The organism is Moryella indoligenes, from assembly GCF_030812885.1.
GTDB lineage: Bacteria > Bacillota > Clostridia > Lachnospirales > Lachnospiraceae > Moryella > Moryella indoligenes.
Genome location: NZ_JAUSTO010000001.1, coordinates 43,147 through 66,067, shown reverse-complemented (window position 1 = coordinate 66,067; position 22,921 = coordinate 43,147). Strand labels below are relative to the sequence as shown.

Sequence of the window (22,921 nt, the reverse complement as noted above, 5' to 3'; positions counted from 1 at the left end):
TGAATGCAGGCAGAGAGGGAGGAAAGGATGCGTATCAAGCTCAGCAATTATATTGCCATGAAGCTGGTGGAGAGCGGCATCACACACGGCTTCAGCGTGGTGGGCGGCGGAGCCATGCACTTAAACAATGCGCTCGGGCATCAGGACGGACTGGAGATCACTTATAACCATCACGAGCAGGCCTCCGCCATTGCCGCGGAGTGCTATGCGAGAATCAACCATCGTCCGGCTGTGGTCTGTGTCACCACGGGCCCCGGCGGAACCAATGCGCTGACCGGCGTAGTCGGGGGCTGGCTTGATTCCATTCCGATGCTTGTGATCTCCGGACAGATACGCTACGACTGGACGGCGCGCGCCTCCGGCGTCCGTATCCGCGCGATGGGAGATCAGGAATTTGATATCTGCACGGCGGTGCAGTCCATGACGAAGTACTGTGAGATGGTCATAGATCCGCTGCGCATCCGCTACTGTATGGAGAAGGCGCTCTACCTCGCATCGTCCGGCCGCCCGGGACCGGTATGGCTGGATATTCCGCTGGACGTGCAGGGGGCTTATATCGAGACGGAGGAGCTTTTCGGCTTTGATCCGGAGAATTACTGCGCGGGCGGAGACGGATGGGCGGGAGGCTCCGGGCACAGGCTTCCGGAGGATGAAGGCGGCAGGGGAGAGTACCGGCCGCTGCTTCCGGAGCCGGTCTCCGAGGAGTGCGCGCGGGCCATTATAGAAAGAATACGGGCGGCGGAGCGCCCGGTCTTCAATGCGGGCAATGGCATCCGCATCGCCGATGCGCATGAGGATTTTCTGAGGGTGGCAGAGCTTCTCGGAATCCCTGTGGTGGTCGGCTGGGACAGTGAGGACTGCTATCCGGATGACGGGCCGCTCTACGCCGGACGCCCGGGGAATTTCGGGGATCGGGCGGGGAATTTTGCGGTGCAGAACGCGGATCTCGTCTTCTCTGTGGGCTCCCGCCTGAGCGTCCGTCAGGTCGGCTTCAACTGGCGCGGCTGGGCGAGAGGGGCATATACCATTGTGAATGATATTGACGCGGAGGAGCTGAAGAAGCCGACGCTGCACGTGTCCATGCCGGTGCACGCCGATGCGCGGGAGCTGCTCGCCGTGCTGCGCCGTCTGCTGGAGACGGAGGAGAAGCCGCTGTGGAAGGGCGGCAGTGGTCTCCGCGGTATGAGCTGGCTCGAGACCTGCCGCTACTGGGTGCGGCATTATCCTGTGGTGCAGGAGAAGCATCTGAAGGTCTCGGATGAGCATCCGGCCAATGTATATGCTTTTATCAGGGAGATCAGCGAGCGCGTGCCGGAGGAGAGCATCACGGTGGTCGGAAACGGCTCGGCCTGTGTGGTCGGCGGACATGCCTACAGAATCAAGCGGGGGCAGCGCTTCATTTCCAATTCCGCGATTGCCTCCATGGGCTATGATCTGCCGGCAGCGATCGGCGCGCATATGGCAAATCACGACGACCCCTGCTATCAGAGGGATATCATCCTCGTGACCGGTGACGGCAGCATCATGATGAATCTTCAGGAGCTGCAGACCATCGTCGGCGCGGGGATGCCGATCAAGATCTTTCTGATTAATAACGACGGCTATCACAGCATACGTCAGACGGAGCGGAATTTCTTCGGGGACCAGAAGCCGGTAGGCATAGGCTCCGACAGCGGGGACCTGAGCTTCCCGGATTTCGGCAGGCTTTCGGAGGCGCTGGGACTGCCCTATGTTGCGGCCCGCCACAACTCGGAGCTTCGGCGCGCGGTGGAAAAGGCGCTTGCAGCGGAGGGGCCTGTGCTCTGCGAGGCCTTTGTGGATACGGATCAGAACTTTGAGCCGAAGTCCTCCGGAAAGCGCCTCCCGGACGGCACGATGGTGAGCCCGCCGCTTGAGGACCTGACGCCCTTCCTCTCCGAGGAGGAGATGAATGCAAATATGATCGTTCCGAGGATGCAGGCGTGATCGTCCTGATCACGGGGGCCACGAGCTTTCTCGGGGCGGCGGTGACGCGAGCCCTGCTGCGGCGCGGGCATCGCGTGTATGCACTGGTGCGTCCCGGATCGAAAAACAGGGCGCAGCTCCCGCAGCATGAGCGCCTCTCCTGCATTGACTGTGCGATGGAGGAGGTCACGCGTCTTCCGGGCCTTCCGGGGATGCCAAAGAGGATTGACTGCTGTCTGCATTTCGCATGGTCGGGCGTGGGAGTACAGGGCAGAATGAATCCGGAGATACAGGCGGAGAATGTGCGCGCGACGCTGACACTGCTGCGCGCACTCTCGGAGTTCTCCTGCGGCTGTTTTCTCTTTGCGGGCTCGCAGGCGGAGTACGGCGTCACACTGGAGCGCGTGCGGGAGGGTAGCTGCAGCGGAGGGGCAGTTACCGAAGCAGCGCACTGCCGTCCCGTATCGGAATATGGAAAGGCGAAGCTCCGCGTGCTGAACGAGGGCTCCGCGCTGGCTGCCGCATGTGGTATCCGCTATGTACATATGCGCATCTTCTCCGTCTATGGGCCGGGAGATCATGAGAGCTCTCTCGTTTCAGCCTGCGTGCGCGCGGCGGAGGGCGGGGAGATTACGCTCGGTCCCTGTGCGCAGCAGTGGAACTTTCTCTATGTAGAGGATTGCGCGGAGGCGGTCGCCCTGCTCGCAGAGCGAAGTGCAGGGGGCAGTGTCCCGGAGCGGGCGGAGGACAGCGCGCAGGAGAAAACAGAAGCTGTCTACAATATCGGGAGCCGGGATACGCGGCAGCTTAAGGACTTTGTGCGGGAGATTTTCATGCAGCTTCCACAGGAGCGGCGGGGACGCTGCCGCTTTGCGGAGCGCCCGGCAGGGCCGGAGGGAACGCCCTATCTCTGTCCGGACACGGAGAAGCTTCGCAGACGGACAGGGTGGTGTGAGAGGCACAGCTTCTCCGAGGGAATTGGCATCATGCTGAATGTACAGAGAGGGGAAGCCGGGTGCTGAGCCGGAAGGGCTTTGGCGGAAGCTTAAGAGAAGGCTCTCTGTGACAGAAAGGAGCAGCAATTGAAGCGATGTATAGCCTGCGGGGCTTTGCTCTTTGAGGAGCCCCTGCTCGTGATTGAGAATATGCCGGCTGCCGCGCAGCATCTGCCGGGGCCGGAGGACGCCGGGACGGAGCGCGGCATCACGGTGCGTCTCTGTGCCTGCCGCGGCTGCGGACTCGTTCAGCTCTCCAGTGCGCCTGTGCCCTACTACCGGGATGTGATACGCTCGGGGGGATACAGCACGACCATGGACAGACTGAGGAGAAGTCAGTACGACAAGTGGATCCCCTTCTTTTCACTTGCGGGAAAGAAAATACTGGAGGCTGGCTGCGGACAGGGAGAGTTTCTCAGCATATTGCGGGACTATCCTGTGGAGGCCTACGGGATGGAGCACAGCCATGTGCTTGCGGAGAAGGCGAGGGCTCTGGGGCTCCGGGTCGCGGAGGACTATCCGGAATCGGAGACGCAGCGCTTTGAAAACGCGCCCTTCGATGCCTTTACCTCCTTTAACTTTCTGGAACATCAGCCGGATCCTGCCGGATATCTCCGGGCAATTGCCGCGAATCTCACGGAGGATGGCTGCGGTCTGGTGACGGTGCCGAGCTTTGAGTACATACTGGAGCAGAGCAGCTTCTATGAGCTGATCCCGGATCACCTCTCCTACTTCACCATGGAGACGCTGGAGGCGCTCATGAACCGCTGCGGCTTCGACGTGCTGGAGAGAGAGAGAATCAACCGGGATACGCTCTCTGTCTTTGTGCGAAAGAAAAAGAGGGCCGATGTCTCCGGACTCATCCGGAAGAAGCGGGAGATCGCAGATGAAGTACTCTCTCTGATCACTGAGACGGAGAGGGAGGGGAAGCACATTGCGGTCTGGGGCGCTTCTCATCAGGGCTTTACGCTCTGTGCAACGACCGGGCTCTGCGGAAGGCTGCGCTATATCATAGATTCCGCGCCCTTCAAGCAGGGGAGGATTGCTCCGGCATCACACATTCCGATTGTTTCGCCCGACTACGCGGCAGAGCACCCCACGGAAAAGATTGTGATTGTCGCGCCGGGTTACACGGAGGAGATCGCCGGCATGATCCGCGCCCGCTTCCCGAAGGGGACGGAGCTGTGGACGCTCAGGACAGACCGGCTGCAGAAGCTGTAAGGAAGTGAGAGCATGAGAGCATTTATTCTGAAGAAAAGAGGCGTCGCAGAGATCACAGAGCATGCGCCGGAGCCGGAGCTTAAGGAGCCCTACGGGGCCATACTCACACCGCTTGCCATGGCGCCCTGCACCTCCGATGTGAATACCGTGTACGGGACTGGCTCCAGAAAGCCGGAGAATCTGATTCTGGGACACGAGTGCGTGGCGCGGGTCGTAGAGGTCGCGTCCGGGGTCCGGGATTTTCGGCCGGGAGAGCTCGTGGCGGTTCCGGCCATCACGCCGGACTGGCGCGAGACGGCGATACAGGAGGGCAATGACCGTCACGCCGGGAGGCCCTTCTCGGGAAATGCACTGGGCAGGAGCATACCGGGCGTCTTTGCGGAGCGCTTTGCGATCGCGGATGCGGATACGACGCTCGCACATATTCCGGAGGGGGTCTCTCTGAAGGATGCGCTCATGTGCGTGGACGTGGTGACAACCGGCTTCACCGGCGCAGAGTCCGCGGAGATACGCGTTGGAGATACGGTCGTGGTGCTTGGAATCGGAGCGATAGGCCTCATGGCGGTGCAGGGGGCGGCGCTCATGGGTGCGGCGAGAATTCTTGCGGTCGGGACGCGCGCGGTGAGCGTGCGGCTCGCAAAGGAATTCGGCGCAAATGAGGTGCTGAGCTACCGGGAGGGGGATATCGCCGCGCAGGTTCTCGGGCGAACCGGTGGCATCGGTGCAGATGCGGTGATTATCTGCGGCGGCGACGACAGCGCGCTCCCGCAGGCGATTGATATGGTGCGCTACGGCATAGGCCGGGTGGTGAACCTGAAGCATTTTCCGGGAGAGGGTGCCATGGAAATTCCAAAGTTCTCCGGCGGAAGAGGCATGGCGGGAAAGACCGTGAAGCTGGAGCTCTGCCGCGGCGGCAGGGCGCGGATTGAGCGACTTATGAAGATGGTGCAGTACGGGAGAATACAGCCGGGGAAGCTGGTGACGCATGAGCTTTCGGGCTTCGACCGCATTGCGGACGGGCTGGAGCTGATGCGGAATAAGCGGGAGGATCTGGTCAAGGTGATGGTGAAGCCGTGAGGCGGCTTTGTCAGGTGATGCCAAGGTGAAGAGAGGGCAGATGAAGAAAATCAGTGTGGTAATTCCCTGTTACAATGAGGAGGAAAATGTCGGGCCGATCACGGCGGCTGTGGAGCAGCTGTTTCATGAACAGCTTCCGGATTACGACTATGAGCTCCTGCTCATAGACAACGACTCCCAGGACGGAACGAGAGACAGGATACGTGTGCTCTGCGCCGGGAATCCGAAGATCAAGGCGATATTCAACGCGAAGAATTTCGGACAGTTCAACTCCCCCTACTATGCGATGCTTCAGTCCGACGGGGATGCGACTGTGCTCATGGCGGCGGATTTCCAGGATCCGCCGGAGATGATCGCAAAGTATGTCGCCGCGTGGGAGGAGGGCTATAAAATCGCCATCGGCATCAAGACGCACAGCGAGGAAAATCCGCTCATGTACTGGCTGAGGAGCGAGTACTACAAGTGGATACGGCGACTCTCCGAGGTGGATCAGATCGAGCACTTCACGGGCTTTGGTCTCTACGACAGACATTTTATTGAGGTGCTGCGGGAGCTCGACGATCCCACGCCCTTTCTCCGCGGTATCGTCGCGGAGCTCGGCTACAGGCGGAAGGAGATTCCCTACGATCAGCCGAAGCGCCGGGCGGGAAAGACCAGCAATAATTTTTATAAGCTCTACGATGCGGCGATGCTCTCCATCACCTCCTACACGAAATTCGGCCTGCGGCTCGCGACCTTTGTGGGGGGGATCACGATGGTGACCAGCACGGTGATCGCCATCATTTACCTCGTCATGAAGCTCATGTACTGGGATCGCTTTCAGGCAGGTCTCGCGCCGCTGCTCATCGGCATGCTCTTTCTGGGCTCCGTCATCATCTTCTTTATCGGCATGATGGGGGAGTATGTGCTGACCATCAATCAGCGCGTGATGCGGCGTCCGCTGGTTGTGGAGGAGGAGCGTCTGAACTTCTGAACGAGGGGCAAATGAACAGGAAAAGGAAGCGGTATGAAGTATAAGATAGATGTTGTGCGAATACGGGAGAACTACATCACTCTGAACGGCTGGGTTGTGGGGAAAAGGCCGGAGTCCGCGGTGCTCTATACAGTGCTGGACGGAAACCGTCAGCCAATTGAATTTAAGATCGTGTCCACCCGCCGCGACGATGTGAGTCAGATCTACTATAAGCGCGTTGTGGATCGTGATCTCGGCTTTGACATCCGGTTTCCCTACGAGCGCGGCAGGAACTACTGGCTGGTGATCCGCTGCGAGGGGCGCACGGCGCGCATCAAATACAACGAGGAGCTCATAGGGAAACGGGCAAGTGTCGCGCACAAGCGCATGGAGAAGCTGCGCGATCTCTGCAATATGGAGACTGCGCGCGTCGCTCTCTCCTACTTTCAGAAGCACGGCCTCCGGGCGCTCATCCTGAAGTCAAAGAACAAGCTTGAGGGCATAGACAGCGACTATGAGTACGCGGAGTGGTACGAGAAGACAAGGCCCACAGAGGCGGAGCTTCTGCGGCAGCGGGCAGAGGCGGTGCGGGAGAGCGACCCGCTCTTTTCCATTGTCATTCCGGTCTATGCGACGCCGGATCAGTATCTTAGGGAGCTGCTGGACTCGATACTCAGGCAGAGCTACCCGAAGCTAGAGGTCTGCATTGCGGACGGCAGCCCGAGAGGAAGAGACAAGGGGGCGCTGCTTCAGCACTATGCGTCGCGGGATGCGCGGGTGCGCTATGAGCTGCTCGGGGAGAACCGGGGCATCTCCGGCAATACCAATGCCGCACTTCAGATGGCGAAGGGAGATTTCATTGTCCTCTGTGACCACGACGATGTTCTGCCGGAGCACGCGCTCTATGCCTGCAAAAGGGCAATTGAGGCGAACCCGGGCTGCGACTGCCTCTATTCCGACGAGGACAAGCTCGATATGGACGGCGGCTCGCTCTTTGACCCGAACTTCAAGCCGGACTTCAATCAGGATATGCTGACGAGCGTCAACTACATCTGCCACCTCTTTGTGGTGAAGAAGAGCCTTCAGGAGAAAATCGGGATTTTCGATTCTGCCTACGACGGCGCGCAGGACTATGATTTTATACTCCGCGTGACAGAGCAGGCGGAGCGCATTGTCCACATTCCGGAGGTGCTCTATCACTGGCGCTGTCACATGAACTCGACTGCCTCCAATCCGGAGAGCAAGCTCTATGCCTTCGAGGCGGGTGCGCGCGCCATACGTGCGCACTACAAGAGGGTGTGGCCGGAGATTAAGATATCGGAGATCCGGAAGGGTGTGGATTATGGCATCTACCACACGATTTTTGCGCTTTCCGAGGAGCCGCTGGTGTCTGTCATCATCCCCAATAAGGACCACACGGAGGATCTTGACACGGCAATTCGCTCCCTGCTGGAGCGGGGAAGCTATAAAAATCTGGAGTTCATCGTGGTGGAAAATAACTCCACGGAGCAGAAGACCTGGGACTACTACGAGCGGATACAGCGGGAGCTCCCCGCGGTGAGAGTGGTGCGCTGGGAGGGCCCCTTCAATTTCTCTGCCATCAATAACTTCGGCGTGCAGTCGGCGCGGGGAGAGTATCTCCTCTTTATGAATAACGATGTGGAGCTCATCAATCCGGATACCGTGCGGGAGCTTCTGGGCTACGCGCAGCGTCCCGATGTCGGCGCGGTCGGCTGCCGGCTGCTCTATGAGGACGACACAGTGCAGCACGCGGGTGTGGTGATCGGCTTCGGCGGCATCGCGGGACATACCTTTATCGGTCTTCACGAGCTGCAGAACAGCTATTTTCACCGCGCAGTGACTGCGCAGGACTACTCTGCGGTGACGGCGGCCTGCCTGCTCACAAAGAAACAGCTCTTTCTCTCAGTCGGCGGCTTCACGGAGGAGCTCGCCGTCGCGTTCAATGATATTGACCTGTGCTTAAAGCTCAGGGCGGCCGGAAAGCTGGTGGTCTACAATCCCTATGCGCTGCTGCATCACTATGAGTCGAAGTCGCGGGGGCTGGAGGACACGCCGGAGAAGGTGGAGCGCTTCAACCGGGAGATAGCCTGCTTCATGAAGCGCTGGCCGGATATTTTAAGGAGCGGGGATCCCTACTACAATCCGAATCTGACGCTCAGAAAATCGAACTTCTCACTGCGGGATCTCGACAAGGAACAAATCGGAGAGCCCTATCACATCGAAGGGATAGAAAAATACCTATGAAGCGCGTGACCGTAGTCATACCAAATTACAATGGCATGAGGTATCTCCCGCAGTGCATCGCCGCGCTGCGACACCAGACTGTGCAGGACTTTGAGCTTCTCGTCGTGGAAAATGCCTCTCGGGACGGGAGTGCCGACTGGCTCAGGGCAGAGGGCGTTCCCTTTCTTCAGGAGACAGAGAATCTCGGCTTTGCGGGCGGCGTCAACGCGGGAATACGGAAGGTGCGGACGCCCTATGTCATACTTCTGAATAACGACACGGAGGTGTTTCCAAGCTTTGTGGAGATGCTGCTCCGTGAGATAGAGCGCCATCCGCGTATCTTTTCTGTCAGCGCGCTCATGCTGCGGACGCAGGATCACAGTGCGGTGGATGATGCCGGAGATGCGCTCTCTCTTCCGGGCTGGGCCTGGCAGAGAGGCACGGGGGAGCCGGCAGCGCGCTACAGAGAGAGCTGTGAGGTCTTCTCCGCCTGCGGGGGAGCGGCAATCTACCGCACGGAGCTCCTTAAGCAGCTGGGTCTCTTTGACGAGGCGCACTTCGCCTACCTTGAGGACACAGACCTCGGCTGGAGAGCGAAGCTCTGCGGCTATCACAACCGCTACTGTCCGGCGGCACGGGTGCTCCACTACGGCAGCGCAACCAGCGGCTCTAAGTACAATGCCTTCAAGATTCGGCTCGCCTCAAGGAACCATATCTGGCTGCTGTACAAGAATATGCCGGACTGGCAGCTGATCCTGAATTTCCCGTGGATACTCGCGGGGATGCTGGTGAAGGCTGTTTTCTTTGCGAAGAAGGGTCTGCTTTCCGCATGGCTATCCGGGACCGCCGAGGGCTTTCGCGGACTCGGGCGGGTGAGCCGGGTCGATTTTTCTCGGATTTCGCCCGCAGCGGTGTTATCAGTTCAGTGGGAGATGCTCATCGGGACGTTTTTATATCTCCAGCATCTCATCCGGCGCGGCCGGAGAGCGGGCGCAACAGAAGGAACAGAATCTTAAATTTCTATGATCTTTGCCGGAAGAGATTCATTTTCCATAGTAAAAGCAGGGAAAATGGATTATACTTTTGCTCATGATTAAAGACTTTCAAAAGCAGCTGAACAGACTTCATGTGGTACTGGACGCCATTCTGGTCGCAGCCGCGTATCTCTGCGCCTGGTGCGTTTTATTTGCCGCACATCCGGGAATGGGCATACTGCCCTTCGCGGTGTATTTGCGTGCGCTGATTCTGATCGTTCCGCTCTACCTTCTTTTAAATGCTGTCTTCGGGCTCTACGCGCCGAAGCGCACCAGCGGGCGGCGGGCAGAATTTGCCAATATACTGAAGGTCAACACGATAGGGCTGCTGTGCTTCACACTGGTTCTGTATCTCGGCTCAAAAAACCAGTATCTCTATCACTTCTCCAGACGTCTGGTTCTGGTCTTCTATCTCCTCAGCATTGTATTTACGACGGCCGGGCGCAATCTCATACGCACGGCGCTGCGGCGGCTCAGGAGAAAGGGCTTTAATCAGAAGCAGATCCTGCTCATTGGCTACAGCACGGCGGCTAAGGGCTATATTGACCGCATTCTGACCAATCCGGAGTGGGGCTACAGGATCCGGGGGATTCTTGACGACAGCGAGGAGCGGGGCACGGAGTACCACGGCGTGCGTGTCATAGGAACGGTGGATAATCTTCAGGAGATACTGGATCTCAATGTGCTGGACGAGATCGCGATTACGCTCGCGCTGAAGCAGTATGAGCGCCTCAAGGAGATTGTGCAGCTCTGCGAGAAGTCCGGTGTGCACACGAAGTTTATACCGGATTATTACGGCGTCATACCGACCATTCCCTATATCGAGGATGTCGCCGGGATGCCGGTGATCAATATACGCCACGTTCCGCTGACGGAGCTTTACAATGCGGCGGTGAAGCGGGCGGTGGATATTGTCGGGGCCCTGGTCGGCATCATCCTCTTCTCGCCCGTCATGCTGGTGACGGCGCTGCTGGTGCGTCTCACGAGCGAGGGGCCGGTGATTTTCAGGCAGGAGAGAGTCGGGCTGCATCAGAGGCCCTTCCGCATGTACAAGTTCCGCTCCATGCGTCTTCAGGTCGATGATGAGGAGCGGAAGGAGTGGACCACGAAGCATGATCCGCGGGTCACAGCGGTGGGTCGCTTCATACGGAAGACCAGCATCGACGAGATGCCGCAGTTCTTCAATATCCTGAAGGGGGATATGAGTCTCGTCGGGCCTAGGCCCGAGCGGCCGTTTTTCGTGGAGAAGTTCAGGGAGGAGATTCCGCACTACATGATCAAGCATCAGGTGCGCCCGGGTCTCACCGGCTGGGCACAGGTGAACGGTCTGCGCGGAGACACCTCGATTGAGCGGCGGATTGAGTACGATCTCTACTATATTGAGAACTGGACGCTGGGCTTTGACTTAAAGATTATGTTTCTGACCATATTTCGCGGGTTTGTGAATAAAAATGCGTACTGAGAGAGGCGGCAGGGAGACAGCTGTCCCATGCGGGCCTCAGAGGAGTAGTGTTCATGCAGGATCGGGATAATGAAGTGAGGGGTGAGCTGCTGCGCGGCAGGAGCCGCAGGAGAGGCACCGCGCGGGAGTCAGGAGGCGCAGGGCGCGAGCGCGCCTGGCAGGACAAGCCGCGGAGAAGGCGCTCTGCGGCGGAGCTTCGCGTGCGGAGAATCATCCTTCTCGCGGTGCTGGAGCTGTTTGTGCTCGCGGGCATCTTCGCCTATCGCTATGTATTAAAGCAGTACAGCAAGATACAGCGTCTGGAATTCGCGGCGGAAAATGTCGAGAATACGGAGCTCTCCAGCGAGGACATCAAGAAGATGAAGGGCTACTGGAACATCGCGGCCTTCGGTGTGGATTCACGCGATTCCTCAGTTGGCCGCGGCAATAATTCCGATGTCATCATGATTGTCAGCATCAACCGCGAGAACGGAGAGATACGGATCGCAAGCGTGTTCCGCGACTCCTACCTCTCACTCGCAAACGGCTCCTACAGCAAGATCAATGCCGCCTACGCGATCGGAGGACCGGAGCTCGCGGTCAAGGCGCTGAACCAGAATCTGGATCTGAATATCACGGACTACATCACCTTCAACTGGAAGGCTGTCGCGACGGGCGTCAATATTCTCGGCGGGGTGGATGTGGATATCAGCAACGCGGAGTTCAAGTATATCAATTCCTACATCACGGAGACGGTCAAGGGCACAGGCATCGGCTCCGTGCAGCTGAAGAGCCCGGGCATGAACCATCTGGATGGAATTCAGGCCGTCGCGTACGCACGCCTGCGCTACATGGACAATGACTACACGAGAACGGAGCGACAGAGGAAGATTATTCAGCTCTGTGTGGAGAAGGCGAAGCACGCGGATGCGCAGACGCTCTCGGATCTCGCCGGAAATATGCTGTCCATGGTCGCGACGAGTCTCAAGTGGGACGACGGCATGAATCTCGCGGTGAATGTGACGAAGTACAGCATTGCGGGCACGCTGGGCTTCCCCATGGATCGCAGAGAGGTCAATATGGGGAAGAAGGGCGCATGTGTGCTTCCGCACACGCTGGAGTCCAATGTAAAGCAGCTTCACACCTTTCTCTTTGCCGATCAGGAGTATGCGGTCTCCGGCAGAGTGAGGGAGATTGATAACCGCATCGCCTCGGATCGGGAAAAGTATCGCTACGAGAGCTACGAGAAGCAGCAGCGTGAGCAGGAAGAGGACGAGGAAGAGGAGGAGAGCAGCAGGGCGGACAGCGGCAAAAGGAGCAGTCAGGAGACCGACGAGAACGGGGATACCGTTCCGGAGACCGATGATTTTGGAAGGCCGCTTCACCCGACAGATGCGGACGGCCGCTTTGTCCCCGAGACGGACAGCCACGGAAATCCGCTCTATGACTATGAGGAGTCGGATGCGGATGATGAGCCGCCGACGGACAGTCACGGAAATCTCCTGCCCGGCGCGCCGGGCACCCGCCGTGAGACCGCGCCGGATGGAAGCATCATAGAGAGCGGCAGCGCGGGGCGGCTGTCTCCGCAGCCCACAGAGAGCGCGGCAGCGAGCACGGAGGAATATCCGGGAGGGCTGTCTCCGGCGCGACCGGGTGCAGGTACAGGCTCAGCAGCTTACCCGGGAGCGGAGGGAACACGCGGCACGAGCGCGGCCTCCACTGCCCCCGCAGCTCCCTCACCCCGCTCTCAGGATGCGGATGAGAGTGAATATGTCAACTCGGGTCCGGGACACACAGCAGCGGCGACAAGTGCGGCTGCGCCCGCTCCCACAGCTCCGACGCCGGCTGCGGCGCCGATGGCGGAGGCTCTTCCGCAGATCTGAGCGGACTGTGCGGGGCAAAACAGAACAGGATCAAGCGGAGAACTGTGAATCACGGGGCGCTGTGATTTCACAGTTCTTCCTGATTTCGAACACAGTTCCTTCACAAAGCTTCTTTATACTATCTTCTGTAAGCGGGAAGAAGCTTCGGAGCCGGGCAGCGGTACTGTCAGGAGACAGGCGCGGGAGGCTCCAAAAATCCGATAGAGAGAAACGGAGGAATCTGCGATGTACGGTGAGAACAATCAGTATCAGAATTACAGCAATATGCCCTATGATAACACGGCGGCGGGAAGCTCCGGGGGCAGCTATGGGGCGCCGGACGAGGGGCCGAAGGAAGCAAAAAAGAGCGGCAGCCTGCTGCGGAAGCTCGGAACCTCCGCGGCCTGCGCGCTGGTCTTCGGCTGCGTCGCGGGTGTGACCATGTCAGGCGTGGGCCATGTGGCGGGCAGAAGCGCGGCGGGCAGCGCTGCGGCGGAGAGCAGTGCCGTGGCGGGGAGGAGTGAAAGCGCAGAGGAGAAGCAGACGCAGGCTCCGGCTCGGGAGAGTGCGGAGAGCCAGAGGGACGCAGCCTCCGAGACGCTTGCCGGGAGCTCCAATCTGGATGTCTCGGCGATAGTCGAGAAGGCCATGCCTTCTGTTGTCGCCATCAATGTGAAGGGGGAGCAGCAGGTCAGTGACTGGTTCGGGCGCGCACAGACCTACGAGACCTCCGGCGCCGGCTCGGGTATTCTGATCGGCGAAAATGATGAGGAGTATCTCATCGTCACAAACAATCACGTTGTCGCGAATACGACCAGCATGTCGGTACAGTTCATCGACGGTCAGAGCGTGGACGCAGAGCTGAAGGGCACGGATTCCGCGGCGGATGTTGCCGTCATAGCGGTGAAGAAGTCTGATGTCTCCGATGAGACCAGGGCGGAGATCAAGGTCGCAGAGGTCGGCGATTCTGAGAAGCTGAAGGTCGGGCAGGGGGTTATCGCGATCGGGAATGCGCTCGGCTATGGACAGTCCGTCACGGTCGGCTATGTGAGTGCGACGAACAGAACCATCACAGCACAGGATGCCGCCACGGGTGAGAAGGCAAAGGTTCAGAATCTTCTTCAGACGGATGCGGCGATCAATCCGGGCAACTCCGGTGGAGCGCTGCTGAATATGCAGGGACAGGTCATCGGCATCAATGAGTCAAAGAGCGTCGATACGACAGTCGAGGGTATGGGCTACGCAATCCCGATCTCCAGTGTGACACAGCTCATTGAGACGCTGTCAACGCAGAAGACGAGGGCGCAGGTTGCAGAGGCGGACAGAGGCTACATCGGCTTTCAGGGTCAGAATGTGGATGAGGAGGCCGCCCGGAAATTCAATATGCCGGTCGGTATCTTTGTCTACAAGCTGCTGGACGGCGGCGCAGCGGCGCATTCTGACCTGCAGGAGAGCGATATCATCACAAAATTTGAGGGGCAGACCGTCACGACCATTGAGGAGCTGAAGGAACGGCTGACCCGCTACAGCAAGGGAGAGACCGTCACGCTGACGGTGCAGCGTCCGAGCGGCAAGAGCTACGAGGAAAAGGAGATTCAGATCACGCTGGCGGCGCAGGGAAGTGTCGAGGGAAGGTCCTCCGGTGCAGCTGAGCAGCCGGACAGCAGTGAGGAGGAGGGTTCCTCCGACAGAGGCTCCGGGCGCATACCTTGGGGAAGCATCGACGATTTCTTCCGGAACGGCGGATTCCAGTTCCAGTGGTAAGCGGCTTCCGCTGTATAAAGTGCAGCTGCATTCAAAAATATTCTGACAGCTGAGTGAATGTTCCCCCGCTGTGGCCTTCCGAGGCCGCGGCGGGGGATTCTGCGTCTCAAAGCGCATATGAAAAGAAAGCGGGATGTGCTATGATGAAAAAAAGCATGCAAGGGAAAGGATTCCTCTTGAGGAGAGTGCTGAAAATGCAGCTTTTGATCAGGAAAAACAGCGCGCCGGCAGAGGGACAGAACGGCGCGGGAAAGAGAGTGGCATATGCTGTACCTTGGGTTGATCCCGCTCATTGCGGGATCAGATCTCATTGTCAAATCAGGGATAGAGCGCATGGGGGCGGAAGAGTTTCCGCGTGACATTGCAGGAACGAAGGGCAGAGTTCAGTTCAGGAAGCTGCACAACAGCGGTTTTCCCATGGGAGCTCTGAGAGAATTCCCGGAGCTCATACGCTGTCTGCCGCTCGCGGTTTCAAGTATCATGCTGTTTCGCATCTCTCTATTGCTGCCGCGGCGGGGGCACAGCCTGGAGAAGCTCGGTCTCTCGGCGGCACTCGGCGGAGCCCTGAGCAATCTCTTTGACCGCTTCTTCCGCGGTCACGTGGTGGACTATCTCTATGTGGAGCTGCCGCTGGTCAACAGGATCGTTTTTAATCTGGGAGATGTTTTTATCGCGCTTGGCGCACTGCTCACAGGCGCAGGCAGAGCACGCGGAGGGAAAAGGCTTGGAACGCACTGATATACTGAATTTACTGGTGCTGGCGGGACTTCTGATGCTGTCCGCCTTTTTTTCCTCCTCGGAGACAGCGCTCACGACGGTGAACCGTATCCGCATCCGGACGCTCGCGGAGCGGGGAAGTAAGAAGGCCCTGCTGCTGCTCCGTGTCTTTGAGCAGCCGGAGAAGATGCTCTCCGTCATTCTGGTCGGCAACAATGTGGTGAATCTCTACGCCTCCTCCCTCGCGACGACCCTCACCATACATCTCTTCGGGAACCGGGCAGTCGGCGCCGCGACGGGGCTCCTGACCCTTGCAGTGCTGGTATTTGGTGAGCTTGCGCCGAAGACCATGGCGACTCGGGAGGCAGAGCGCATCTCGCTGCGGGTGGCCGGCACGATCCGCGCTCTGATGTTTCTTCTCACTCCGGTGGTTTATGTGGTCGATGTGCTGACTGCAGCGGTGCTGCGGGTGCTCGGCTTCCATTCCTCCGGACGGCGGGAGACAGTGACAGCGGAGGAGCTCAGAACCATTGTCCGCGTGGGGCACGAGGAGGGCGTGATCGAGCAGGATGAGAGGGTGCTTCTGGACAATGTCTTTGACTTCGGGGAGATCCTCGCGCGGGACATCATGATTCCGCGAATTGATATGATCTGTGTCGAGGAGCATGATGATTATGAGACTCTGATGGAGCTCGTCCGGCGTGAGAAATATACGCGCATTCCTGTGTGCAGAGATTCCCCGGATGTGATCGTGGGAATACTGAATGTGAAGGATCTTCTGTTTCGCGACGCAGAGCAGCTCTTCAGCATCCCGGAGCTCATGCGGGCGCCGCTTTTTACCTATGAGCATAAGAAGACCGCGGAGCTCATGGTGGAGATGCGGAAGAATTTCACAAATATCGCGATTGTCCTGGATGAGTACGGCGTCACCGCAGGCATGGTGACCATGGAGGACATACTGGAGGAGATCGTCGGAGAGATTCGGGATGAGTACGACACAGACGAGGAGAAGAGCATACGCCGCGTCGCGCCGGGCGAATATCTTGTGGATGGGAATCTGAGAATCAGCGAGCTGAATGACGTGCTGCACATTGCACTCTCCTCAGAGGACTTCGAGTCCGTCGGCGGACTGGTGATGGGACTGCTTGACCATCTGCCGAAGAAGGGAGAGTCCGTGAGCAGCTCCGGCGTGCGGCTCAGGGTGGAGCGCATGGAGAAGAACCGCGTCGCGCAGCTCCGGCTCTGGTGCCCCGCGGAGAAATCCGTTGTCAACCTATAAGCGATGTGTTATAATTCCGAGAGCATTGACCGAGAGGAGGAGTACGATATGAAGCACGTTATGACCTTAAATGAAAAGCCCCTGAAGGAAAGCATGAAGAAGGGCGGCTGCGGCGAGTGCCAGACTTCCTGCCAGTCCGCGTGCAAGACTTCCTGCACCGTCGGAAACCAGAGCTGCGAGAACGAGAACAGATAAGGTTCGCGATGAGGCCCGTCCTTTTGTGTTCAAAAGTGAGGGAGCATCGGGGTACCCCTACGGTCTGAAAAGATTGTAGGGGTGCTTCGCTTTGCCTGCTATTTCGGGGCGCAGCAATCGAAAATGAAATGAGGTAAGCATTTGATTCATCAGTTTGTGAATAATGGCATTGCCATCGTTATGGACGTAAATTCCGGCTCTGTTCATGTCGCGGACCCGCTGTTTTATGATGCGGTGGAGCTGGCAGAGCCGATTGTGGGTGAGCTTGAGAAGCCGGAGCCGCTGTCGGAGGCGGCAAAGGCCGTGGTCCGCACGGGGCTCGCCGGGAAATATCCGCAGGAGGATATTGAGGAGATCATCGTCACCATGCAGGAGCTCATCGATGCGGAGGAGCTCTTTACAAAGGACAATTACCGCCTCTTTATCGAGAATTTCAAGGCGCGGAAGACCGTCGTCAAGGCGCTCTGTCTTCATATTGCACATGACTGCAATCTTGCCTGCCGCTATTGCTTTGCCGAGGAGGGGGAGTATCACGGAAGACGCGCGCTCATGAGCTACGAGGTAGGAAAGAAGGCGCTGGATTTTCTCATTGCGAACTCGGGCTCAAGGCGGAATCTTGAGGTGGATTTCTTCGGCGGTGAGCCGACCATGAACTGGGAGGTTGTGAAGCAGCTGGTAGCCTACGGGCGCTCTGAGGAGGAGGCGCATAATAAGCGCTTCCGCTTTACCCTCACGACCAATGGTCTGCTCCTGAACGATGAGATCATGGACTTCTGCAACCGGGAGATGGCCAATGTCGTTTTGAGTCTGGACGGACGCAGGGAGGTCAATGACCGCATGCGCCCCACCAGGAACGGAAAGGGAAGCTACGATATCATAGTTCCGAAGTTCCAGAAGTTTGCAAAGTCCCGCGGGGACAAGGACTACTATATCCGCGGAACCTTTACGCGGGAGAATCTGGAGTTTTCAAAGGATGTGCTGCATTTCGCAGATCTTGGCTTTGAGAAGATGAGCATGGAGCCGGTGGTGGGACTTCCCGAGGAGCCCTATGCGATCCGGGAGGAGGATCTCCCGAAGATACTGGAGCAGTACGATATCCTTGCGAAGGAGTACGTGAAGCGGAGGCGTGAGGGGCGCGGATTCATCTTCTTCCACTTCCAGATTGATTTAAAGCAGGGCCCCTGCGTCGCGAAGCGGCTCTCCGGCTGCGGCTCGGGGACGGAGTATCTCGCGGTGACACCCTGGGGAGATTTCTACCCATGTCATCAGTTTGTCGGAGATGAGCGCTATCTGCTCGGCTCAGTGGATCAGGGAATTGTCCGCACGGATATCTGCGATGAGTTCAAGCTCTGCAATGTCTATGCGAAGCCAAAGTGCAGGGACTGCTTTGCGCGCTTCTACTGCAGCGGCGGCTGCGCAGCCAATTCGTGGAAGTTTCATCAGAGTCTCACGGATGCCTATGACATCGGCTGCAGGATGCAGAAAAAGCGCATCGAGTGTGCTATTATGATTAAGGCTGCGGAGATGATGGACGCGGCAGAGAGATGACAGTGAATCCCGGAAGGGATTTATATAATATTTTGAACCCAGAGGGGGAGGATGTGTCATGAAGAACAGTAAACAGAAGGGCGCTTTAAGTCTGCTCGTGCTGCTAGCGATTCTCGCAGGCTTCATCTACCTGGCTTACATCAGCCTGAGCCAGGGGAAGATAAAGCTCGGACTGGATCTCGCCGGCGGCGTCAGCATCACCTACCAGGCCAAGGAGGAAAACCCGAGCGATCAGGATATGCGGGACACGATCTACAAGCTTCAGCAGCGTGTCAGCGGCTACTCCAATGAGGCGCAGGTCTATCAGGAGGGAAAGAACCGGATCAACATTGATATTCCGGGCGTCTCTGATGCCAATACGATACTGGAGGAGCTCGGTCAGCCCGGCTCCCTCACCTTTGTGGATCCGGACGGGAAGGTGATCCTGAACGGAAATCAGGTGAAGAGCGCGCAGGCGGGTCAGGGGACGGACAATACGACCGGCGCGGCACAGTACGTGGTAGAGCTCAGCTTCACGGATGAGGGCACAAAGGCCTTTGCAGAAGCGACCACGCGTCTTGTGGGACAGCAGATTGCAATCATCTACGACGGCGTCATGTACTCGAACCCGGTGGTGCGCGAGGCGATCACAGGCGGGCAGTGCACCATCGACGGCATGAGCAGCTATGAGGAGGCGGAGCGTCTCGCCTCCACAATTCGCATCGGTGCGCTGAAGCTGGAGCTCGAGGAGATGCGGAGCAATGTCGTCGGCGCGCAGCTCGGTCAGAAGGCCATCAGCACTTCTCTGAGAGCGGGTGCAGTGAGCTTTGCGGTGATCGCGGCGTTTATGGCAGCTATCTTCTGGCTTCCGGGAATTGCGGCGGCACTCGCGCTGGCTCTCTATATCTGCCTCACGATCTGCCTGCTCTCTGCCTTCGATATCACGATGACCCTTCCGGGCATCGCAGGTATCATCCTCTCTGTCGGTATGGCGGTGGATGCAAACGTGATTATCTTTACGCGAATCCGCGAGGAGATCGGCCTCGGAAAGACGGTGCGAAGCGCGGTGAAGACCGGCTTCCGCAAGGCGCTCTCTGCCATTGTGGATGGAAATATCACGACACTCATTGCGTCGGCGGTGCTCTTTATCATGGGAACCGGAACCATACGCGGCTTTGCCACGACCCTCGGTCTGGGCGTTGTGGTCTCCATGTTCACGGCGCTGCTCATCACGAGAGCCTGGCTTTATGCCTTTTGCGATCTGGGTCTGGATCAGAAGAAGCTCTTCGGTGAGGTGAAGGAGAGAAAGGTATTTAATTTTGTCGGAAGAAGCAAGGTTTTCTTCGGCATAGCCATCGCTCTGATAGCCTCCGGCTTCATCGGCATGGCGGTACATACCGCGACGAGCGGAGCTCCGCTGAATCTGGGGCTTGATTTTAAGGGCGGAACCTCCACGAATGTCTCCTTCAATGAGGATCTGAGTTTGGAGCAGATTGACGAGCAGGTGAAGCCTGTGGTGGCCTCTGTGACGGGAGACAGCGATATTCAGGCCTCCAAGGTGCAGGGAACGAATGAGGTCATCATCAAGACCAGAAGCCTGAGCGTCGATGAGCGTCAGGCACTGGATCGGGCTCTGGCAGATCAGTTTGGAATTGAGAAGGAGAAGATCACCGCGGAGAGCATCTCCGGAACCATCAGCGGAGAGATGCGGAGGGATGCGGTGATGGCAGTGATTGTGGCGCTGCTCCTCATGCTGATCTATATCCGCTTCCGCTTTGCGGATATCCGCTTTGCATCGGCGGCCATCCTCTGCCTCTGCCACGATGTGCTGGTGCTCTTTGCGGCCTACGTCGTGTTCCGCTGGAGCGTTGGTTCTACCTTTGTCGCCTGCATGCTGACGCTGGTCGGCTACTCCATCAACGATACCATTGTCATCTTCGACCGCATCCGTGAGAATCAGCGGCTCATGCACGGAGCGGACAGGCAGGAGATCGCAAACAAGAGCATCACGGAGACCTTCTCCAGATCCCTGCTCACCTCGATCACGACCTTTGTGGCGATATTCATACTCTATATCATGGGTGTGTCCTCTATCCGCGAGTTCACGCTTCCGCTGATGATCGGAACACTCTGCGGAACCTACTCCTCCATTGCAGTGGCGACGCCGCTCTGGGATCTCATGGAGAAGCGCCGCGAGAGCAGAAAGGCGGAGGCAAAGGCCGCCGAGAGTCAGAGAGCAGCGGCTGCAAAGGCAGAGAAGCGCGCCAAGGGCGGTCAGAAAAAAGAAAAATAAGTTGTCGGGTCAGGAGTTCAGGGGGGAATCTTGTACAAAGACAGGCTGAGGGCGGGGTCTTCCTGCCCTCTTTCTGCGAGGGGGAGCAGCGATGAAATATAAAATACTTGCGACAGAGGGGCGCGCAAAGCGCGCGCATATGGAGACGGTGCATGGCAGCATTGAGACGCCGGTCTTTATGAATGTGGGAACCGTTGCGGCGATCAAGGGTGCCGTGTCGACGGACGATCTAAAAGAAATCGGCACGCAGGTGGAGCTCTCCAACACCTATCATCTGCATGTGCGTCCCGGTGACAGGGAGCGCTCCGGCGACGAGCTGATCCGCGCCTTTGGAGGACTGCATCGCTTCATGCACTGGGACAGACCCATACTCACAGATTCCGGCGGCTTTCAGGTCTTTTCCCTCGCCGGACTCAGAAAGATACGGGAGGAGGGAGTGACCTTTCACTCTCATATTGACGGGCGGAAGATCTTCATGGGGCCGGAGGAGAGCATCACGATACAGTCAAATCTCGGCTCTACGATCGCCATGGCTTTTGACGAGTGCCCGCCGAGCCTTGCGGAGTGGAGCTATATTGAAAAGAGCGTCGCGAGGACCACGCGTTGGCTCAGGCGCTGCAAGGAAAAAATTGCGGAGCTCAATGGGCGGGAGGACACGGTGAACCGGGAGCAGCTGCTCTTTGGCATCAATCAGGGCGGTATTCTGGAGGATGTGCGCATCGCCCATGCGGACGAGATCTCTGCGATGGACTGCGACGGCTATGCGGTCGGCGGACTTGCGGTCGGAGAGAGCGCGGAGGAGATGTACCGCATACTGGATGCCGTCGTGCCGCACCTTCCGAAGGAGAAGCCGACCTATCTGATGGGAGTCGGAACGCCGGTCAATATACTGGAGGGCGTGGAGCGCGGCGTGGATTTCTTTGACTGTGTCTATCCCAGCAGGAACGGCCGTCACGGTCACGTGTATACAAATCAGGGCAAGCTGAACCTCTTTAACCGGAAGTACGAGCTGGATTCCCGCCCCATAGAGGAGGGCTGCGGCTGTCCGGCCTGCCGCTCTTATTCGAGGGCCTATATCCGCCATCTTCTGAAGGCGGGGGAGATGCTCGGAATGCGGCTTTGTGTCTTGCACAATCTGTATTTTTATAATACAATGATGTACGAAATTCGTGAGTCGATCGAGCAGGGCCGGTTTGCGGAGTACAAGAAGAAAAAAATGGAAGGTATGGAGGCGAAGGCATGAAGGAAATTTTGCTGGTCGGTGGCATGAATAACATACTGTTTTGGGTGGTCTACATTGTATTTTTCGGAGCGCTGATCTATTTTATGGCGTACAGACCCCAGCAGAAGCAGAAGAAGCAGCAGGAGCAGCTTCTTTCCAGTGTCGCAGTCGGAGATTCCGTTCTCACGACAGCCGGTTTCTATGGCGTTGTGATTGATATGACGGAGGACACCGTGATTGTAGAGTTCGGCAACAACAAAAACTGCCGCATTCCGATGCAGAAGACTGCGATTGTTCAGGTTGAGAAGCCTGATGCGAACTGAAAAATTGCAGATTTGGAACTTTGCATGCATAAAAAGAGCATCGGTTGGACCGATGCTCTTTTCTGTCAGAGGAATGAGTCTTTCCGGTGGGTGCATCTAAAGCATCCGCCGGCAGGACGAATCGATCCGTTGATTGTCAGAGGGGATTGTTGATCATACCTGCCGCGCCATTTATGATGAAGCGCTCGGAGAGCGCCGCGAGTTCCTCCGGAGCGAGATCGGTGCTGTTCTCAACCCAGCGCTTAATCATGCCTATGGTTCCCTCTGTGATATAGGCGTAAAAGTACTGGTAATTGGCCTCCGTCACGCTATGCATGGTTCTGGCCCAGGGCTCCATGATCTTAATGCGAAACACATCGCGAAGCTGATTTAAAAACTGAATGTCGCCGTTCGGCCCCATCAGTATCTGCACGAGATCCGCATTCTCCCGGATGAAGAAGAGCAGATCCGTGAGGAGCATCTTGGGGCTCTCCTTGATTTCTGCCGGCTTGTGACGATCCAGAATCTCCGTATACTGCTGAAACAGGTCGTTTTCAATGTGGGAGAGAAGATCGTAGACGTCGCGGTAGTGCAGATAAAAGGTGCCGCGGTTGATGTCGGCGAGCTCGGATATTTCCTTTACGCTGATTTCCTGTATTTTCTTTTCCTTCAGGAGTTTCCCGAGACATAGGCGCAGGGTAGCTCTTGTCTTGCGGACACGGCGATCTACTGTTTCGGCTGCCATAATCGTATTTACCTCCAGAGCATCATTTATATTGTTACTAGCAGTATAGCGAGAGTTTGGGAAAAAAACAACAAGAGTTAATAAAAAAACCAGTTATATATATATGT

The 22,921-nt window shown here is 57.7% G+C and carries 18 protein-coding genes; 17 read left to right on the top strand and 1 reads right to left on the bottom strand.

The features are described 5' to 3' along the window. Positions 1-27 precede the first annotated feature (27 nt). From J2S20_RS00255 to yajC, 17 genes are all read left to right on the top strand, one after another. Complete coding sequence (locus J2S20_RS00255) at positions 28-1,965, top strand: thiamine pyrophosphate-binding protein (RefSeq protein ID WP_307251796.1); 1,938 nt, start codon at positions 28-30, stop codon at positions 1,963-1,965. Continuing rightward, the gene (locus tag J2S20_RS00250; protein ID WP_307251794.1) at positions 1,962-2,966 is read left to right on the top strand and encodes an NAD-dependent epimerase/dehydratase family protein; all 1,005 of its coding nucleotides are present in this window, start codon (positions 1,962-1,964) and stop codon (positions 2,964-2,966) included. Before J2S20_RS00255 ends, J2S20_RS00250 begins: the two co-directional genes overlap by 4 nt. Before the next feature lie 60 nt (positions 2,967-3,026). Beyond that, entirely contained in the window at positions 3,027-4,160 is a 1,134-nt protein-coding gene (locus J2S20_RS00245) for a class I SAM-dependent methyltransferase (protein ID WP_106612382.1), read from the top strand. Positions 4,161-4,172: 12 nt separating this feature from the next. Continuing rightward, positions 4,173-5,237, top strand: coding sequence for a zinc-binding dehydrogenase (locus tag J2S20_RS00240; RefSeq protein WP_307251791.1), 1,065 nt, complete (start codon positions 4,173-4,175; stop codon positions 5,235-5,237). Between the two features lie 40 nt (positions 5,238-5,277). Next, on the top strand, positions 5,278-6,210 hold the full coding sequence (locus tag J2S20_RS00235) for a glycosyltransferase family 2 protein (protein ID WP_106612380.1): 933 nt from the start codon (positions 5,278-5,280) through the stop codon (positions 6,208-6,210). Between the two features lie 33 nt (positions 6,211-6,243). Continuing rightward, positions 6,244-8,454, top strand: a complete 2,211-nt coding sequence (locus J2S20_RS00230; RefSeq protein ID WP_307251790.1) for a glycosyltransferase family 2 protein — start codon at positions 6,244-6,246, stop codon at positions 8,452-8,454. Beyond that, on the top strand, positions 8,451-9,449 hold the full coding sequence (locus J2S20_RS00225; protein WP_307251787.1) for a glycosyltransferase family 2 protein: 999 nt from the start codon (positions 8,451-8,453) through the stop codon (positions 9,447-9,449). Before J2S20_RS00230 ends, J2S20_RS00225 begins: the two co-directional genes overlap by 4 nt. Before the next feature lie 73 nt (positions 9,450-9,522). Beyond that, positions 9,523-10,929, top strand: coding sequence for an undecaprenyl-phosphate glucose phosphotransferase (locus J2S20_RS00220; RefSeq protein ID WP_106612377.1), 1,407 nt, complete (start codon positions 9,523-9,525; stop codon positions 10,927-10,929). A 53-nt stretch (positions 10,930-10,982) separates the two neighbouring features. Continuing rightward, a complete protein-coding gene (locus tag J2S20_RS00215) occupies positions 10,983-12,791 on the top strand; it encodes an LCP family protein (RefSeq protein WP_307251784.1) in 1,809 nt (602 codons plus the stop codon). A 225-nt stretch (positions 12,792-13,016) separates the two neighbouring features. After that, positions 13,017-14,534, top strand: coding sequence for a S1C family serine protease (locus tag J2S20_RS00210; RefSeq protein ID WP_307251781.1), 1,518 nt, complete (start codon positions 13,017-13,019; stop codon positions 14,532-14,534). 264 nt (positions 14,535-14,798) lie between these two features. After that, positions 14,799-15,272 (top strand): signal peptidase II, encoded by a 474-nt coding sequence (locus tag J2S20_RS00205; RefSeq protein ID WP_106612374.1) that lies wholly within the window; start codon positions 14,799-14,801, stop codon positions 15,270-15,272. Next, complete coding sequence (locus tag J2S20_RS00200; protein ID WP_307251776.1) at positions 15,259-16,530, top strand: HlyC/CorC family transporter; 1,272 nt, start codon at positions 15,259-15,261, stop codon at positions 16,528-16,530. The genes J2S20_RS00205 and J2S20_RS00200 overlap by 14 nt, the downstream gene beginning before the upstream one ends. Positions 16,531-16,578: 48 nt before the next feature. Then, positions 16,579-16,725, top strand: a complete 147-nt coding sequence (gene scfA / locus J2S20_RS00195) for a six-cysteine ranthipeptide SCIFF (RefSeq protein WP_106612464.1) — start codon at positions 16,579-16,581, stop codon at positions 16,723-16,725. A gap of 141 nt (positions 16,726-16,866) precedes the next feature. Beyond that, positions 16,867-18,273, top strand: a complete 1,407-nt coding sequence (gene scfB / locus J2S20_RS00190; RefSeq protein WP_106612372.1) for a thioether cross-link-forming SCIFF peptide maturase — start codon at positions 16,867-16,869, stop codon at positions 18,271-18,273. A 58-nt stretch (positions 18,274-18,331) separates the two neighbouring features. Further along, a complete protein-coding gene (gene secF, locus J2S20_RS00185; RefSeq protein ID WP_307251770.1) occupies positions 18,332-20,545 on the top strand; it encodes a protein translocase subunit SecF in 2,214 nt (737 codons plus the stop codon). Between the two features lie 91 nt (positions 20,546-20,636). Continuing rightward, complete coding sequence (gene tgt, locus J2S20_RS00180; protein WP_307251768.1) at positions 20,637-21,788, top strand: tRNA guanosine(34) transglycosylase Tgt; 1,152 nt, start codon at positions 20,637-20,639, stop codon at positions 21,786-21,788. Further along, a complete protein-coding gene (yajC, locus tag J2S20_RS00175; RefSeq protein ID WP_307251766.1) occupies positions 21,785-22,090 on the top strand; it encodes a preprotein translocase subunit YajC in 306 nt (101 codons plus the stop codon). Before tgt ends, yajC begins: the two co-directional genes overlap by 4 nt. A gap of 136 nt (positions 22,091-22,226) precedes the next feature. Here the strand turns inward: yajC and J2S20_RS00170 are convergent, their stop codons facing one another. Next, the gene (locus tag J2S20_RS00170) at positions 22,227-22,814 is read right to left on the bottom strand and encodes a TetR/AcrR family transcriptional regulator (protein WP_307251764.1); all 588 of its coding nucleotides are present in this window, start codon (positions 22,812-22,814) and stop codon (positions 22,227-22,229) included. Positions 22,815-22,921: the final 107 nt, after the last annotated feature.

Excerpts from the sequence above, each read along its gene's own strand:
- J2S20_RS00210 (WP_307251781.1), top strand. The coding sequence starts at position 13,017 with ATGTACGGTGAGAACAATCAGTATCAGAATTACAGCAATATGCCCTAT.
- J2S20_RS00170 (WP_307251764.1), bottom strand. The coding sequence starts at position 22,814 with ATGGCAGCCGAAACAGTAGATCGCCGTGTCCGCAAGACAAGAGCTACC.
- J2S20_RS00220 (WP_106612377.1), top strand. The coding sequence starts at position 9,523 with ATGATTAAAGACTTTCAAAAGCAGCTGAACAGACTTCATGTGGTACTG.
- secF (WP_307251770.1), top strand. The coding sequence starts at position 18,332 with ATGAAGAACAGTAAACAGAAGGGCGCTTTAAGTCTGCTCGTGCTGCTA.
- J2S20_RS00240 (WP_307251791.1), top strand. The coding sequence starts at position 4,173 with ATGAGAGCATTTATTCTGAAGAAAAGAGGCGTCGCAGAGATCACAGAG.
- J2S20_RS00215 (WP_307251784.1), top strand. The coding sequence starts at position 10,983 with ATGCAGGATCGGGATAATGAAGTGAGGGGTGAGCTGCTGCGCGGCAGG.
- J2S20_RS00230 (WP_307251790.1), top strand. The coding sequence starts at position 6,244 with ATGAAGTATAAGATAGATGTTGTGCGAATACGGGAGAACTACATCACT.
- J2S20_RS00225 (WP_307251787.1), top strand. The coding sequence starts at position 8,451 with ATGAAGCGCGTGACCGTAGTCATACCAAATTACAATGGCATGAGGTAT.
- J2S20_RS00235 (WP_106612380.1), top strand. The coding sequence starts at position 5,278 with ATGAAGAAAATCAGTGTGGTAATTCCCTGTTACAATGAGGAGGAAAAT.
- J2S20_RS00205 (WP_106612374.1), top strand. The coding sequence starts at position 14,799 with ATGCTGTACCTTGGGTTGATCCCGCTCATTGCGGGATCAGATCTCATT.
- J2S20_RS00255 (WP_307251796.1), top strand. The coding sequence starts at position 28 with ATGCGTATCAAGCTCAGCAATTATATTGCCATGAAGCTGGTGGAGAGC.
- yajC (WP_307251766.1), top strand. The coding sequence starts at position 21,785 with ATGAAGGAAATTTTGCTGGTCGGTGGCATGAATAACATACTGTTTTGG.
- tgt (WP_307251768.1), top strand. The coding sequence starts at position 20,637 with ATGAAATATAAAATACTTGCGACAGAGGGGCGCGCAAAGCGCGCGCAT.
- scfA (WP_106612464.1), top strand. The coding sequence starts at position 16,579 with ATGAAGCACGTTATGACCTTAAATGAAAAGCCCCTGAAGGAAAGCATG.